Source organism: Pelosinus sp. IPA-1, from assembly GCF_030269905.1.
Taxonomy (GTDB): Bacteria; Bacillota; Negativicutes; order DSM-13327; family DSM-13327; genus Pelosinus.
The window spans coordinates 242,385-258,059 of the sequence record NZ_BSVC01000005.1 but is presented as its reverse complement, the minus strand read 5'-3'; the positions used below and the strand labels follow the sequence as shown (position 1 = coordinate 258,059).

General features: G+C 37.5%; 17 protein-coding genes and 1 pseudogene. 11 read left to right on the top strand and 7 right to left on the bottom strand.

Annotation, left to right across the window (positions count from 1 at the left end):
* Nucleotides 1–90: 90 nt before the first annotated feature.
* Nucleotides 91–429: pseudogene (locus QSJ81_RS13980) on the bottom strand (transposase family protein); the annotation flags it as partial.
* 220 nt (nt 430–649) lie between these two features.
* On the opposite strand from QSJ81_RS13980, the gene QSJ81_RS13975 reads away from it, so the two are divergent.
* Both QSJ81_RS13975 and QSJ81_RS13970 read left to right on the top strand, forming a co-directional pair.
* Entirely contained in the window at nt 650–1,138 is a 489-nt protein-coding gene (locus QSJ81_RS13975; protein WP_285717992.1) for a GNAT family N-acetyltransferase, read from the top strand.
* Between the two features lie 420 nt (nt 1,139–1,558).
* Nucleotides 1,559–2,458 (top strand): alpha/beta fold hydrolase, encoded by a 900-nt coding sequence (locus tag QSJ81_RS13970; RefSeq protein WP_285717991.1) that lies wholly within the window; start codon nt 1,559–1,561, stop codon nt 2,456–2,458.
* A gap of 555 nt (nt 2,459–3,013) precedes the next feature.
* Here the strand turns inward: QSJ81_RS13970 and mdtI are convergent.
* Both mdtI and QSJ81_RS13960 read right to left on the bottom strand, forming a co-directional pair.
* A complete protein-coding gene (gene mdtI, locus QSJ81_RS13965; RefSeq protein WP_285717990.1) occupies nt 3,014–3,328 on the bottom strand; it encodes a multidrug/spermidine efflux SMR transporter subunit MdtI in 315 nt (104 codons plus the stop codon).
* Nucleotides 3,329–3,330: 2 nt separating this feature from the next.
* A complete protein-coding gene (locus tag QSJ81_RS13960; RefSeq protein ID WP_285717989.1) occupies nt 3,331–3,672 on the bottom strand; it encodes an SMR family transporter in 342 nt (113 codons plus the stop codon).
* Between the two features lie 309 nt (nt 3,673–3,981).
* Here QSJ81_RS13960 and QSJ81_RS13955 point away from each other — a divergent pair, with 309 nt between their 5' ends.
* From QSJ81_RS13955 to QSJ81_RS13925, 7 genes are all read left to right on the top strand, one after another.
* The gene (locus QSJ81_RS13955) at nt 3,982–4,176 is read left to right on the top strand and encodes an aspartate/glutamate racemase family protein (protein ID WP_285717988.1); all 195 of its coding nucleotides are present in this window, start codon (nt 3,982–3,984) and stop codon (nt 4,174–4,176) included.
* 282 nt (nt 4,177–4,458) lie between these two features.
* Nucleotides 4,459–5,043 (top strand): hypothetical protein, encoded by a 585-nt coding sequence (locus QSJ81_RS13950; RefSeq protein WP_285717987.1) that lies wholly within the window; start codon nt 4,459–4,461, stop codon nt 5,041–5,043.
* A gap of 147 nt (nt 5,044–5,190) precedes the next feature.
* Entirely contained in the window at nt 5,191–5,850 is a 660-nt protein-coding gene (locus tag QSJ81_RS13945; protein ID WP_285717986.1) for a suppressor of fused domain protein, read from the top strand.
* 326 nt (nt 5,851–6,176) lie between these two features.
* On the top strand, nt 6,177–6,623 hold the full coding sequence (locus tag QSJ81_RS13940; protein ID WP_285717985.1) for a hypothetical protein: 447 nt from the start codon (nt 6,177–6,179) through the stop codon (nt 6,621–6,623).
* A 217-nt stretch (nt 6,624–6,840) separates the two neighbouring features.
* Nucleotides 6,841–7,017 (top strand): hypothetical protein, encoded by a 177-nt coding sequence (locus QSJ81_RS13935; RefSeq protein ID WP_285717984.1) that lies wholly within the window; start codon nt 6,841–6,843, stop codon nt 7,015–7,017.
* 188 nt (nt 7,018–7,205) lie between these two features.
* Nucleotides 7,206–8,498: a 3-deoxy-D-manno-octulosonic acid transferase gene (locus QSJ81_RS13930; protein WP_285717983.1), complete on the top strand. Its 1,293-nt coding sequence runs from the start codon at nt 7,206–7,208 to the stop codon at nt 8,496–8,498.
* 298 nt (nt 8,499–8,796) lie between these two features.
* Nucleotides 8,797–9,951: an epoxide hydrolase family protein gene (locus QSJ81_RS13925; protein ID WP_285717982.1), complete on the top strand. Its 1,155-nt coding sequence runs from the start codon at nt 8,797–8,799 to the stop codon at nt 9,949–9,951.
* A gap of 142 nt (nt 9,952–10,093) precedes the next feature.
* Here the strand turns inward: QSJ81_RS13925 and QSJ81_RS13920 are convergent, their stop codons facing one another.
* The 3 genes from QSJ81_RS13920 to QSJ81_RS13910 form a co-directional block, all read right to left on the bottom strand.
* On the bottom strand, nt 10,094–10,456 hold the full coding sequence (locus QSJ81_RS13920) for a hypothetical protein (RefSeq protein ID WP_285717981.1): 363 nt from the start codon (nt 10,454–10,456) through the stop codon (nt 10,094–10,096).
* 350 nt (nt 10,457–10,806) lie between these two features.
* Nucleotides 10,807–11,379, bottom strand: coding sequence for a lipid-binding SYLF domain-containing protein (locus QSJ81_RS13915; RefSeq protein WP_285717980.1), 573 nt, complete (start codon nt 11,377–11,379; stop codon nt 10,807–10,809).
* 447 nt (nt 11,380–11,826) lie between these two features.
* Nucleotides 11,827–12,168, bottom strand: coding sequence for a LysR family transcriptional regulator substrate-binding protein (locus QSJ81_RS13910; RefSeq protein ID WP_285717979.1), 342 nt, complete (start codon nt 12,166–12,168; stop codon nt 11,827–11,829).
* 444 nt (nt 12,169–12,612) lie between these two features.
* Between QSJ81_RS13910 and QSJ81_RS13905 the strand changes: the two genes are divergently transcribed.
* Both QSJ81_RS13905 and QSJ81_RS13900 read left to right on the top strand, forming a co-directional pair.
* Nucleotides 12,613–13,233 carry a helix-turn-helix domain-containing protein gene (locus QSJ81_RS13905; RefSeq protein ID WP_285717978.1) on the top strand — a complete coding sequence of 207 codons (621 nt, stop codon included), beginning with the start codon at nt 12,613–12,615 and terminating at the stop codon, nt 13,231–13,233.
* Between the two features lie 159 nt (nt 13,234–13,392).
* Nucleotides 13,393–14,736: a TIR domain-containing protein gene (locus QSJ81_RS13900; protein ID WP_285717977.1), complete on the top strand. Its 1,344-nt coding sequence runs from the start codon at nt 13,393–13,395 to the stop codon at nt 14,734–14,736.
* 590 nt (nt 14,737–15,326) lie between these two features.
* Here the strand turns inward: QSJ81_RS13900 and QSJ81_RS13895 are convergent.
* Nucleotides 15,327–15,548, bottom strand: a complete 222-nt coding sequence (locus QSJ81_RS13895) for a hypothetical protein (RefSeq protein ID WP_285717976.1) — start codon at nt 15,546–15,548, stop codon at nt 15,327–15,329.
* Nucleotides 15,549–15,675 lie beyond the last annotated feature (127 nt).

Genomic DNA, 15,675 nt, shown 5'->3' with positions numbered 1-15,675 from the left:
ATCAGGATCGGTCAAATTATCGATTATATTCTTCATTCTTATAAACATTGTAACATAGCAACAATTTATATACTCTTTTTATTCACTCCCCGTTTTTGCCGAAAGACCATTCTTGGCGGTTGTCACATGCCATGCAGCTTCAAACCAAGTCGTCAGAGGTGTCCGTGTTTTATCGAAAATCGTACCGGCGGTTACGCTCGCCTGGTGGCGACAGGCCGTACACACAAGACGTTCGCGAGTTTGTCGCCATGGGGGTTGATTGGCTCCGCAAGCCGGGCAGACAAATCCATCTCCCCATCGCAACTGTTCTAAATAGGCCGCGCACGCAGCATCGTCAGAAAACATTTTGACAAATTCCCGGTATGTGTTTGGGTAGTCAACTCCCGCGACTAGTACAGATTTCACTGTTGGCCCTCCACTATTAAGAATACTTCTTAATAGTAGTATACCCCAGGAGGAGCTAACCTACTACCCCGTTTAATTTATTTACAGTTTGTATAAATGTATATTATTTGACCCAAAAAAATACTTCTAAGCAGGTGGAATAAGAGATATATTGTCACAGATAGTTCCTACTTAATTATATAAACTAATAAACGGAGTGATAATATGCAGTTCTCAATAATTCATATAGAAAAGGAGGATAAATATGGAAGTAGTAAATGTAACTCATGAAAGTATAGATATTTTTTCAAAGGTTTTAACTGACTCTTCCCTATGGCTTAATTCTATAAATCAACCAATGTGGAAGTATGAAGATATAACAAGTGAAGAATTACTAAAGAAATATCGTATCGAGGATATGAAATTATGCTATGAGAAAGGCAACTTAATTGGAGTATATATTTTGCAATGGTATGACCCTCTATTTTGGGCGAGCTTACAGGAGAATGAATCTGGTATACTACACAAGTTAGCTGTTTGTAGAGAAAGTGCAAAGAATGGGTATGGAAGCAAACTAATAGAATCTGCTGAATTAATATGCAAAGAGCGTAACATAAAATGGTTGAGGTTAAATTGCGGTACACTTAGAAACAGGCTGCGAAATTTTTACGAAAGCAATGGTTTTAAAATGGTAGACAGGGTCTTTATTGATAATAGAGACCAAATTAGATATGGAAAATTTCTAAATCTATAGGAAATAGAAAAAAATTGCTCTTAATAATAGTTAGATGACTTTCTAATAGTAAGCATACCAGCTACGCTATAAGCTTAAATTACTTTCAGTGATTCCAGGAAAATCTAACTAAAAAGAATTTTTAATTATTAAAAACTAAGAAACATCCACCGTCCCACGTCTTGCATGCAGGTGACTATGTCAATGGACCTGTCCCCATTACATGCACATTTTAGTTTGTTACGCGAAAACAAAAAAATGGTTTCAATCTGCTTAATCGAAGATTTATAATAAGAGAATGGCAGACTGTTTTTGTATGTCCTTGGGTTTACCGATCATTTATGGCTTCTTCTCAGCCTCGGGCTATAATTGAAGAGGAATAGTTTGAAATAAAGGCGTAAAAAGCGCCAATTTGGAAAACGATGCAGAAAGGAGAAAACAATGCCTAATGTGACGGCCAATGGAATTCAGATTGAGTATGATACTTTCGGCGATAGGTCTTCTTCGGCCTTACTATTAATTGCCGGCAATGGTGCCCAGTTGCTCTTCTGGGATGCCGAGTTCTGCGAATTATTAGCGGAAAAGGGGCTTTTTGTTATTCGTTTTGACAATCGCGATGCTGGTCTTTCAACAAAATTTGATGAAGCTGGAGTCCCGGATATTATGGCTGCAATCAAAGGCGCTATGGAAGGCAAGGATGTTGCAGCGGCATATTCCCTAGACGATATGGCAGATGACTGTGTGGGATTACTTGATGCCTTGCACATTGAAAAAGCACATATTTGCGGCGCTTCGATGGGCGGCATGATAGCCCAAGTTGTTTCTTATAGGCATCCACAGCGAGTTCTGAGTCTGATTTCAATCATGTCAAACACGGGAAATCCCAATCTTCCGCAGGGACGGCCGGATGCGATTGCCGCTGTTGTAGCACCGCCGCCAACGGAGCGCAAAGCATATATTGAACACAATATGAATGTGTGGCGAAAGATTTGGAGTCCCGGTTTTCCATTTGAGGAAAAAAGAGCTCGGACATACCTGGAGAAGAGCTATGACCGCTCATATTACCCACAGGGAATGGCGCGTCAAAATATGGCTATTCTTTCCCGTGGCGATAGAACAGCATCCCTTTCATCCATTAAAGCCCAGGCACTCGTAATACACGGATCCGGTGATCCGCTGATCCCAGTCGAAGCGGGGAAAGATACAGCTCGCGTAATTCCTGGGGCAAATTTATTGATTATTGAAGGAATGGGGCACGATCTCCCCACGGGGGTCTGGTCGGAAATAGTAACCGCTATTTCCCGTCATATAAAAAAATCAACACAACCCATACTTGTTTGAGATCCCCATAACTGTTCGCATCAAATGAATCAAGCATCCAATAAAATCGAGGAACAATATGAAAATGAAATGGGACACGGGGACAGGTTGTTTGTCCCGAGAGATGGAAGAGGCAATATAATCATTACGATAATCCCAAGTTACGATTCTTATTAGGATTAAAGAAACTGCCAATTGATAAGAAGCCTGAAACAGAGCCTTACTTTGGTAAAATTATGTTTATAATGTAAAAATATGGCAGTATTTAACATTGATAAAGAGAAGCTACCCATAATAACTAGTTAGTAAATTTATGGGCAGCTTCTCTTTTTTAGTGACATACTGATAGAAATAGAATTAAGAACTTATCGGTTTTAAGTGGGACGAAGTACCTGTCTCTGTGTCACATGAATGGCAAAGGAGTAGTCTTTTTTATTCTTGAAAGCAAAGGAACCGTCGCCTCGCTTCCTTCATTATAATAAAAATAAGTGCGAACAATTAAATTTTTTATTTAGTGTTCACACTTTTATAGTACTAAAGGAGCGTCCCTGTTGTCATAATGATGAAATCTACAAATCAATTAGTATAATGTAAAAGACCTACTCCTAAGACCATAAATATCATTCCAAACCATCCAAGTGCCGTCAACTTTTGCCCAAATAAAAAGTAATCGCTAAACACAGTCAAGCAAAGTCCAATTGCTCCCCAGAAGGCATAGGCTATGCTTAATTCTATGATCTGAAGTGCCTGTGCCAGACAAGCAAAAGCTGCCATAATGCACAATAGTGCAAAAATACCATGTTGTTTTCGACGAAAACCGTCCGAAAATTTTAAAGCTATGTTAGCAACAACATCCAATAAAATTGCAATAATCAAGAACATCCAACTCATAATTATTCTCCCTTTTGAGAAGCCTTTATCCGTCCGTTGTTAAGCATCACTATGCCAATTATAATTATGATGCAAGCTAAAAACTTCTCTTTATATATCCGTTCATTAAAAAATAGGTAACCAGATATTAGCATCATTATTAACCCCAAGCCTTCCCATATAGCGTAGGCTAAGCCCAGAGGTATACCTTGAACTGCCTTGGAAAGAAAGTAATAGGATGATGCTACTAAAGAAAATAAAAGCAAATAGTCAATCGGTCCAGCGTCATCTCCAGCAAATTTAATACTGATGGTGCCTATGACTTCGGCAATAATAGAAATGGACAACATAAACCAATAAAACACATCGTCACCTTCTTTAACACAACTAAATTTTGGTAAATATACCAATGAAAGCTATATTGTGATTGTATCATGAGGATAAGTATAACCACAAAGCTGCCTATTCGTTCTATTAGTGGTTTAAATGTAATAGCTTGATATGGCTCTGAAGTTCCCCTGACTTCCCTTGACTTCCGCTGACTTCCGCTGACTTGCTATGAAAAAAGGCCAACCTTCTCCAAAGTCCTGGCGGATACCACGTTCTTGAGATATGAAGAATTTCTAAATCTATAAGGCATTGCAGATGGAAAATCCTACCTATATATCCCGATTTTGGGAAAAATCGAAGAAATATCACGTGAATGTTTTCAAGATATAATTGTTTCACTAAAGCAGCGTGGGGCTGAAGCTGTTATCTTAGGGTGTACGGAAATTGGCCTGCTTATCAGGCAGGAGGACAGTATTCTTCCCGTGTATGATACGGCTCTTTTGCATGTCCAAGCTGCTGCTGAATATGCATTAAGATAATTGATTTGGTAAAAATAATGAATATAATGTAAATTTATAACAGGAATTAGTATTTATGAAAGAGAAGCTACCCATAATTACCTAGTTGTAGATTTATGGGGAGCTTCTCTTTAAATTTGATATAGTGATAAATTAAAGACAAATGAGCTAGCGTCTTTAATTGGGATAAGGAACCTGTCCCCATGTGTCTCTATATGACTGTAGAATAGTAAAAAAATAGCTCAAAGACAATACGTTACATTATTTTGTGCCTTGAGCAAAGCGAAAGGAATGGTTATAAAAATGAAAAAGTTTTTGTTGATGGCATTGTTAATGGGAGCGGTAGTTCTGTTAATAACAGGAACAGCAATAGCCAGTGCGAATGAGGAGTTCACAAGAACTGTTTGTCAGAAAGTTGAAGGGCAAGAAAAGCTTTACCGCGTACCCATAGCATTCGAGACGGTTGAGTTAGTAGATATTGTAAGCACTGACAAAACAAACAGAACGAAAACTCGGGTTCAACCAGATAAGTGGAGTTACGATAAAGAAAATTCCGTCCTTACGCTAGACCAAGAAGTTGATAACGTAAAATATGTAGTTGTGATACAAGGGGAAAAAGCTGTCCCTTGGGTTTTAAAACACATTAAAGCTAAACCAGACACTATAAAAATGGTAGTTAATGATCGAATTGGGATTAGCGGTGTTGACTTTTTCTACGATCCGCAACAGCAAAAGATTGTCTTTAGTAAAGAACTGTCTCATGAGAGTACCTGTTACTACCTGATATGGCAGAACGAAGACGGGTCATATTCATCTATGGTTAATACTCAACTTACTGATAAGATGCGAGAATTGATGGAAACACAAAGCCAAGATAATAATAAGTAGACTTAAAAGGATGTCATAGGGACGGGGTTGTCGACAATAAAATCGGTTGAGGGTTAGTGTCAATAACCCCGTCCCCGTGGCATTTTTCTGGATGTATCAACTAACAGCTATTGAACTAAAAAAACAAAGTTATAGGGGGAGCACTATATGACTTTAGATGAATATAAAAAGCGTGCATCAGAAGAGGAAGATTGGGCACCGGGATGGGAAGCAATTGATGAGATGTTTGAAAAACTATATCCTAATCAAAAACCTACACATTTCGGGGCTGTATTGACAAGCCGTGCTATATTCGGCGGAGATGAATATGTAGATGGCTATAGTATTTATCAATCATCAAATGGCTACATGCATCTATTGACTTACGGAATGACAGAGCTTTACGTAGATGAAGAAGCGTTTGGTGGTGAGTGGAGCCGATGGGGTTATGAAATGACTATAAAACTTAAAGAAGATTCGGTGGAGGATTGTAAATGGGCGATAGATATGCTATCTAATCTCGCTCGATATACATACACAAAGAAAAGGTTCTTTGAACCAATGCAATACATTGCTGGTAATGGTACTTCTCTTCATATAGGATTTGAATCTGCAATTACAGCACTTTTCGTTGTAAATGATACTGAATGCAATGGAATTGATACTGTTCATGGCAGAGTGGAATTTATGCAATTAGTTGGAATTACACAAAGGGAATTGGAAGTACTGAAAGAGGACCATACACAAGCAAGTGTACTTTATGAAAATATGAAAAAAGATAATCCGTGCTTGATTACAGATATGAAGCGTATAAATTCTTATTTGTAAACAAAATTGTAGTAACTTGTATTTATAGTTAATGGGAAAATTTATAATGAATAAAAGGGACACGGGAAAGGGCCGCGAGGGACGGAGGTGATGTCTTGTAATAAGAGAGTTGTTGTAAGAAGTTACAAGACAGAACCACCGTCCCCGTGTCTTGTGTTGATACGTCAAATTGAGCGAGCAACGGGAATGGCGCGAGGCATAATAGCCAAAAAGTTGACGGAAAAGAAACGTCCCTTTTGTCCTTCACATAATTCAGGAAGAAAGTTTCGGAGATGATTTGAAAAATCCAACCTAAAAAAAATAACACATAGGAAGTGTGGTCCATTATGAAAATCTTTATAGATAGAGATAGTGTATGTATGGGTGATGATGTAGAAGAGCATGCATTTGATATTGAAGTTGATGATGATTTCGATTTTACGGAGTTATTTAGGTATATAATTAATATAAATTATTTTCCTGAAATATCAGGTAATGATGTAATTTGGACTATGGAATATGGCAAAGGCACGGAAATTGCCACTTACCAAACTGTTAATAATAAAATTTACACTACTTTTGTGGGTGAGATACCGTTAGTAAAAAAATGGGTTGATTATAGTAATGAAAGGTTTCTGTTTAAGTACTATTCCAGCAGAGAAAAGAGGGCAAAATGTATTTTTGTTAAATGTGCTGGTGATGGATTTCATATTTGGCATGAAGGGTATCTAAGCGAATATGAAAGTTATGATATAACTAAAGAGATGGAACAAAAATGGAGAGTGGAGTTGTAGGTTAGATGGAGGGTTACTGTTACAATATCCAGAAGGGCAGAACCTTTCGCTCCTAGTAAAAAAGAAGACAGGGGGATGGAAGTCAGCATAGACTGTCGTTTGATTATCTATAAGACACATCCACCGTCCCCACGTCTTGTGGATTTGCCATAGTGGTGAAATATAACCTGCCTCTTTTAAAAAGTCACAAGTCACAAAGGGAAATGGAGGTATAAGCATGAAAAATATTGATATGGTCATTGAGGGAGATATTTTAACAATAAAGGTAGATTTATCCCAGCGTTTTGGCAAGTCAAGTAGTGGTAAATCAATTATTATTGCCAGTACAGAGGGGAATCAATCTATACCTAATAATGATGATATAAAGATTGGATTAAATATCTATACGAAATAATAATGGGGACGGAGGTGGTGTCAGGCAATAAGGGAGTTGTTGAAAGAATTTGCAAGACAGAACCACCGTCCCCGTGTCTTGTGTTAGGCTGAAGGAAAAGATTCGTCCCGGCGCTTCTCTAAGACACATCCACTGTCTCCACACCTTGCATACGGAGCATCCTCAGCGAAGGGAAATAGGTACTAATTATGATTATTTTATATAATATTTTGGTAGTAATAGTAATTGTTTTAGCAGTTATACCGTTATATATTATTCGGCTATTACGAGAAAAGGGTTTCAGTACACGTTTTCGCCAAAGTTTTGGTTTCATACCGAAAGTTACTTTAGATCCGATAGCCGATAAAGGATGTATTTGGCTACATGCGGCGTCAGTCGGAGAAATAGTTGCTGCCAGTCCAATTGTAAAAGAAATGCGCAAACAACTTCCTAAAATACCAATTCTAATATCAGTAATTACGGTCAATGGCTATGCAATGGCCAAACAGATAATTCCCGAAGCTGATAGCATTATTTTTATCCTTCCCGATTTACCTTTCCAAGTGCGTAATCTAATATCCAGAATCAAGCCCAATATTATATTGCTAGTTGAAACCGAATTGTGGCCTAATTTTTTATGGAATGCCCAATCTATGGGTATTCCCGTATTAACAGTCAATGGTCGTCTTAGTGAGAAAAGTTTAAGCCGCTTTCTTTTTATACTGCATTTCTTCCCACACATATTGACGTCAGTAACAAGATTTTGTATGCAATCTATTAGTGATGCACAACGTATTATAAAAGTAGGTGCAGATCCCCATCGGGTTTTTGTAACTGGGAATACTAAGTTTGACCAAACTTATATCGACACGATTCAAAGTAAAAAAGAAGAGCTACTTCTAAAAATGGGACTAAAAACAAGATGGCCCATTATAATAGCTGGCAGCACTCATAAAGGTGAAGAAGAAATATTATTTACTTCTTTCAAAAAAATACAAGAATACTTTGATCGAGCAGTTTTAATAATTGCACCACGTGAGATAACACGAGCAGAAGCAGTGGCGAATCTTGCGAATAATTATAATTTATCACCCATATTACGTACAACAGTAAACAAATTAGAGTGTAATCATAATGTTGTAGTGCTTAACACGATCGGTGAATTAGGAAAAATTTATAGTATCGGGGATATTGTTTTTGTGGGCGGTAGTCTAGTTCCAAAGGGTGGTCATAACATTCTTGAGCCCGCCGTACATGGGAAAGCTATTTTAGTTGGACCATATATGTTCAATTTTAAGGATATTTATGATTTATTTAGTAAACGTGGCGCATGTGAAACAGCATTTGACTGCGATGATCTTACCGAAAAATTAATTGCAATATTGGCGAATGATGAGAAGAGACAATTAATTGGTGAACGCGCTTTGTTAATTACCCGAGAAAATCGCGGTGCAGCGAATAAAACTGTACAACATATAAAAGAAATATTACATGTATCTTAATTCGTTCTAATAAGAATCAGTTTTGAACTCTTAATTTCATATTGACTCTTCCATCCAGGACAAACAACTTGTCCCACTAGGTTCTATCATTAGGCAATAACGATGGTAGCATGTAATTCAATTTCATTCATAGAATCACCCTCTTATTAAATCAGCTACTAATTAATATCGAATAGTTATGGAGACGGGGATGGTGCAGGCATAAGGGAGTTGTTTAAAGAAGTTACAAGACAGAACCACCGTCCCCGCGTCTTGTGACATTCCTGAATGTATACAATTTAACGGAAGGAGGATCATTATGGCTGTTGAACGTTTTCGTATCCAAATTACTAAGGAAGTACTTGACGATCTAAAATATAGACTCGATCATGTCCGCTGGCCAGATCAATTAAAAGACTCAGGTTGGGAACGAGGTACTGAAATAGGTTATTTGCAATCCCTCGTGTCGTATTGGCGGGATCATTTTGATTGGCGTGCACAAGAGCAGGAATTGAACCGCTATTCTCAGTTTCGCTGTAATGTCGATGGGATCGATGTTCACTTTGTACACGAACGTGGTAAAGGTTCAAACCCTTTGCCCATTATACTTACCCACGGATGGCCGGACAGTTTTATACGATACAAGAAAATCATCTCTCTTCTGACGGATCCAGCACGTTATGGCGGTGACCCAGAGGACTCTTTTGATGTGATTGTTCCTTCGATCCCTGGATTTGGTTTCTCGAGTCGCCCTGACCATAGCGGCATCAACAATTCTCGTGTTGCCGAGCTCTGGGCAAAACTAATGACAGAAGAACTCGGCTATGGAAAATTTGCTGCTGCAGGTGGAGATATGGGATCTGGTGTCACTAGATATCTGGCATTAAACCATCCAGAACTTCTAGTGGGAATCCACCTCACTGACATCGGTATCATTAGAGATCTCATGAATTCTAACGATCAGGCAGGTCTATCAAAAGAAGAATTAAATTACAAGATAAGCGCTCAGAAATGGGTTTCCCAAGAGGGAGCCTATATGTCAATCCAATCGACGAAACCCCAGACCCTTGCGTACGGACTTTCAGATTCACCAGTAGGTTTGGCTGGTTGGATTGTTGAAAAATTCCGTGCATGGAGTGATTGTAATGGTGATCTTCGGCAGATATTTAGCGAGGATGAACTGCTTACTAATATAATGATTTATTGGGTAACAAATACTATAGGGTCGTCAGCACATATGTATTATGAAAACATGCATTCTTTGCCATCTATGGGGCCTATAGAAGTCCCGACAGGCATTGCACTCTTTCCCGCTGATATACTGTTACCACCTAGAGAATGGGCTGAGCGAAATCTAAATATAACTCGCTGGACATTAATGCCTCGCGGTGGACATTTTACGGCTATGGAGGAACCGGAACCTCTCGCTGATGACATTCGTGCATTCTACAGACCCTTTAGAACCAAAAAGTAACGTCTGCCTGGTCTGGAAGAAACCTGCCCTTGCGGCGGGTTTTACTGTGTGCTAATTGTCGCAGCTAAGGAATTTCACAGGGACGGGGTTGTTGACAATGGAATCGATTGAAGGTAGTGTCAATAACCCCGTCCCCTTGGCATTAATAATGTAATTCGGCGAATAAAAGAAGACGGGCTATTGATACGTCAAATTGCGCGAGCAACGGGAATAACGCAAGGCATAATAGCCAAAAGGTTGACAAAAAAGAAACGTCCCTTTTGTCTCTTATTTTTAATGAAAGATAATATTGGAAGCAAAAGAACCGTCCCCTCGCTTCCTTTTTGGAAGCAAAAGAACCGTCCCCTCGCTTCCTTTCTGTCAACTCCTTGAATATACGGGATGCATGCCAGGGAGAATAACCAGCGGCTTGCGCTAACCTATACAGCATGATTGGTTCAGTCAGATGCTCTTCAATATAATTCTGCATCCGCTGGACTGCATCTATCTTATCCCAGTTCTCCATTTGTTTCACCTCCTGTACCAAGAGTATCATAAGGCAAGGCACTGTTTCTTGACTTGTTTTGCTTACTATTCAAAGCAACCACTATTTGTATTCCCTAATGTTTTTTCCATAATTTATATATATAGGCATTTTAGCATCAAATTCTAAATTCACACCTTCATCTCCTTAGTCCGCAACCTCCCCTGCCCGGTGTATTAGAGAAATAGTACACTGGGCAGGGGAGGTTGTCAATACCTAAGAAAACATATAAGACCTATTCCGCTTCTCCTTGTAACGGAATAGGTCTTTATATGAAATGATGTCATTTTCCGTATAAACTAGCTGCCAAACAGAACCGAACTACTGTAATTTTAGTTTAGATCACTATCCTTATAATAGCGAGTTCCCTGTCCGGTAACTTCAAGAGCAAGTCCTTTATCCGTTATTTGATACAGCCACGCTCCAGGCCAAATAGAAACCGCTCCCTGAAAAGCACCCCCAGTTACGCCATCTGTTGCCGCAAATGTAGCTTGTCCGCCAAGCTGCCATCCTTGATCGATAAAGCGGTTCAGTGCTTTTTTGTCTTCAAAAACAAAAACTTCCCTATAATTCTTCACTCCCAGCCCCAAACCTAAACCGACATCAGCTTTTTTCATAAAAACCTCTCTACCGCTATTCCTATCAATAACCATTCCCTTACCTCTACCACCACCAAGCACAATAACTTTTATACCGTAGTTGCTGAATACGGCATATCCTGCTGCATTTTTAATAGCTTCCCTAGCCTTCGGGTGCACCTCATACAATTTATCCAGGGTTTCATTAGACATATCTCGTATAGCTTGACGTTTTTCCCCTATACTAGCTGCCGAAACAACAGGAGCAAGAAAAATCATGATGACGGTAATCATTGTACATATTCTGTAAAGTAAGTTCAGATGCATATTATTATCCCCCTTATTTAGTAACTGAAACATATTGTACCGCCCTAGGAAAAGCAACGGAATGATTGAATAGGTTATCTATTTTTAACTTTCAAATCAAATTAAGCCTAGTCAGGTTTTCTGCGGCCTATTTTTGTAATTAGAAATGGAATAGTGCCATAAGCGAGTTACTGGCAGTGTATAGCACTAGCAGTCCAGTAAATATTACAATGGGATGACCGCGCCACTCATTTTCTCTTTCTTTTTTGTTATTCATAATTAACCTCTTCTTCTCTTTACTATAAGAGCATACCTAGCTCTTTCTATTACACGGATCTTCAATATACATCCCTTATGAAGTTCCATACAGTGATTATACAGTAAAAATATGGCAAATTTATGACAATTAAGAAAAAAACGCCTCCCAAAAGAACGGTAACCTGCCATTCAGATTGGAAATATCTAAACTCAATCTGTTGACGTCTGAATAACAATTTTTAATTGCTGAATAAATGCCTTGGTAGCAGCTGACATAAATCTATCTTTTCTGTATACAATACCTACATCTTTTTTAAATATAGGGTTTATGATAGAAATCGCTTGAACCCTACTGTCATGAATGTTTTCTACATATGACTTCGGAATAATCGTTACAGCTAAATTCTGCCCGACCACCTCAATTAACGAATCTATTGACATCATCTCAATCACTGGATTAAAACATAGGGACAGGTACGCTGTTTCATGGAGAATCTGGTAAGAAACAACTAACCTGTCCCCGTGTCCCATGGGTGAAAAAACGTTAAACACGAAGACGCGAAGCCGCTAGTGCGGACACGAAGGAAACAAAAGAAGAATAGTAAAAAAAGCCTTCGTGTTCTTCATACTCTTCGTGTTTCAAAATGTTTTGTTTTTAAAGACGCGTATCGTTTTTCTTATTGGGAAGCAAGAGAATTGTCCTCTTGCTTCCTCTTATGTAAAAATATAGCAGGATTTAATAATTATGAAAGAGAAGCTACCCATAATCTACCTTATTAATAGATTATGGGTAGCTTCTCTTTAAATTTGACATAAAGATGAAATACGGACAGTTTAAAGATACATATAGGGATATCTGTTTCCGTGTCTCATATGGAAAGTAACATTGTGAGTCAAAGAACCGTCCCATTACTCAGATAGGACATAATTGTCTGTTTTCTAACGGAAATATTTGTATTATTATCGAGATATACAGACAATTGGAGGGGGAAGCCTATGAAAACTCAGGGGCAAAGGATAAAAGATCTAAGAAATTCTCTCAACTTGAGCCAAGGAACATTAGCGGAAGATTTAGGAGTTAGCATAAAATCTATTCAGAGATACGAGACAGATAAATCTAAACCTGATTCCTACGCGTTGGTAAAGCTCGCAACATACTTTGATGTCTCTGCAGACTATTTGCTTGGACTATTGGCTTTTGAGGGAGATTTAAAAGCAGAATCAAACAAAATTTTTCATGATGGAAAAAATAATATGTTTTATAAACGTTATCTTAAATGCAAAAGAAGTACTACTGTGGATGAGAGTTCTGAATATTATTGGATTCATTCTGAAGAAAATAACGTAATCGGCGGACAAACCGAATGGATTGGCTGGTCAGATGAAACGCGCACGTTGGAAGTCAGAAGGTTGAGACCAGTTATTCCGATGAAAGCGATTGAAGCATGTACAAAAATGTATGGGAGGCCGATGTTACTTAACGAGGAGGATGATGTAATTGTATTTCGCCTGTTTGGTGGACAGGCTATCGTTAGGAAAGAAATATGTGAGCGCTACTTACCCGAGTTTTTAGAGGATTTTATAATCGACCCTAAACAGCAACAATTGTACACGTAAAATCTCTAGATTAGGAGAGCAGGTAGCATTTAAGCATAAAAACCTTGTTGAAATATTTGATGGGCTTGAAATGCTCTGATACCAATATTGATAAATATAATGATTAACGGTTGTGAGTATAGATAAAGTGTTATAACTTCAAAAAAGGAATGAATTCAAATGGCTGAAGAAATATACAATCTCCCAATTTCAGGTAATGAAGAAACTTCCAAAGTTATAGTAATATGCAGTGGTGCAGGCGGAGTAGGGAAATCATGCTCTACTGCTTTTTTGAGTGTAGCTATTTCTAAGTTAACTGAGGAAAAGGTTTTGTGTGCAAATTTAAATACAGCGGATCATGCTTCAATGATTTTAGGGGTCCTTAAAGAACATCAATTATATAATATAGATGCCAAGTTAAGCAATAACGTGGTGAAGCAAAAAGTAATAGGTATTCCTCCAATTACTATATACACTAATTCTCAAGGAGTAGATATTCTTACATATAGTAGTATTAAGAATATAACAACGGAAGAAGAGCTTATTAATGGAAAAGAAAATTTGAAACGACTTTTTAATGATATATGTACGTCAAAGAAATATAAGTATATCGTGTGTGACAGTGGACGCGGAACAGATACAAGTTTTGAAAGACAAAGTATATATTTAGCAGATATTATTATTTTCCCAATAAATAACAGCATGCATGCGTTGCGCGGAGTACAATCTATATATAATTATTTAAAAAAAATGCAAGCTAATCAATTGATAGGAATCCCTAAAGCAAAGAAAATTTACTTTTTCTACAACAAAGGTAATACAAAAGAACAACTGGAATATCAACAATGGTTTGATGAAGCATTAGCAAATTTAATTCAGTCTTATGATGAACATTTAGGTATGGATGCTTCAATTATTAAAGCAGTTATTCCTGGAACATCGAGAATAAATAATTATATAGCAAGCGGAAAGGATTTATTTTTAGATAAAAAAGTAAAAGATATTGCTGATGTATATTTGCTTGCTGCAAGCGAAATTGAGTTGTCAATACAAAAGCAATCATTTCAGCAGCAATTATCTTCAAAATTAAATGCGCGCTTAAAAGCGAAGAAATATGATGCATTTATTTCCCATGCCAGTGAAGATAAAGACGAATTTGTTAGACCTTTAGCAAAGTTACTTATAAAATATGGATTTAGGATTTGCTATGATGAATTTGAATTTGAAGTAGGTGATAGTTTAAGGGAGGCTATAGATAAGGGATTAATAAATTCAAGATATGGAATTGTAGTTTTATCTAAAAAATTTATAGATAAAACTTGGACTAAATATGAATTAAATTCTTTAGTTGCTAAAGAACTTAATGGGCAAAAAGTTATTTTACCTATTTGGCACAATGTGAGTAAACATGAAATTCTTAACTATAGTCCAATGCTAGCAGATAGACTTGCATTATCGAGTGAATTTAGTAGTGTAATTGAGATAGCAAAAAAAATACGTAAAGTTTTAGATAAGACTTGTTGATTTTAGTAGCAATGATTGGGACACGGGGACATGTTGTTTGTTCCGAGAGATGGAAGAGGCAATATATAATTAAGATCATTCTAAGCTACGATTTTTATTGGGATTAAAGAAACTGTCAATTGATAAGAAGCCTGAAACGGAGCATTGCTTTGGTAAAATAATGAATATAATGTAAAAATATAGCAGGAATTAGTTTTTGCAAAAGAGAAGCTACCCATAATGACCTAGTTGTAGATTTATGAGGAGCTTCTCTTTAAATTTGACTTAGCGATAAATTAAAGACAATTGAAAGCTAGCGTTTTTAATGGGACAAGGAACCTGTCTCTGTGTCCCATGAATGGCAAAAGCGTAGTCTTTTTTATTCTTGAAAGCAATAAAAAGTTAATATTTTAATGAAAGATAATATTGGAAGCAAAAGAACTGTCCCCTCGCTTCCTCATGAATTAAGACTTTAAAGAGACGTAATCTCTAGAATGTATAGAAAAATATGTTTAGAAAATCACTAAGGCAGGTAACATGATGCGCAATTCAAATTCAAATTCAAACGCTCCATATGGATTTATCGCTATTGTCCTCATTATATTTTTCATTTACCGGATTATTAAGGCAATATCTTCATTTCCTGCCTTATCTTCAATCATTTGTATAACTTGCTTATGATACTCATTTTCATAATTGGATGGATCAAATTTAGTAATTAAGGTATCAATGAGAGTTTTAGCCATGCCAAGTTCCTTGTCAGACAGTTGTACATCTGTAGGCAGGTAAGTTTCTAGTTCCTTTACAGGAACGATCTCATCTGCAAATCGCATTGTTGACAGTGTAAAATAGGACGTGGGGACGGTGGTTATGTCTTTTGATTTTCAACAAGACATAACCACCGTCCCCACGTCTCTTCCCCACGTCTCTTCTATGATGCTTCTCCCAGAAGAATATTGA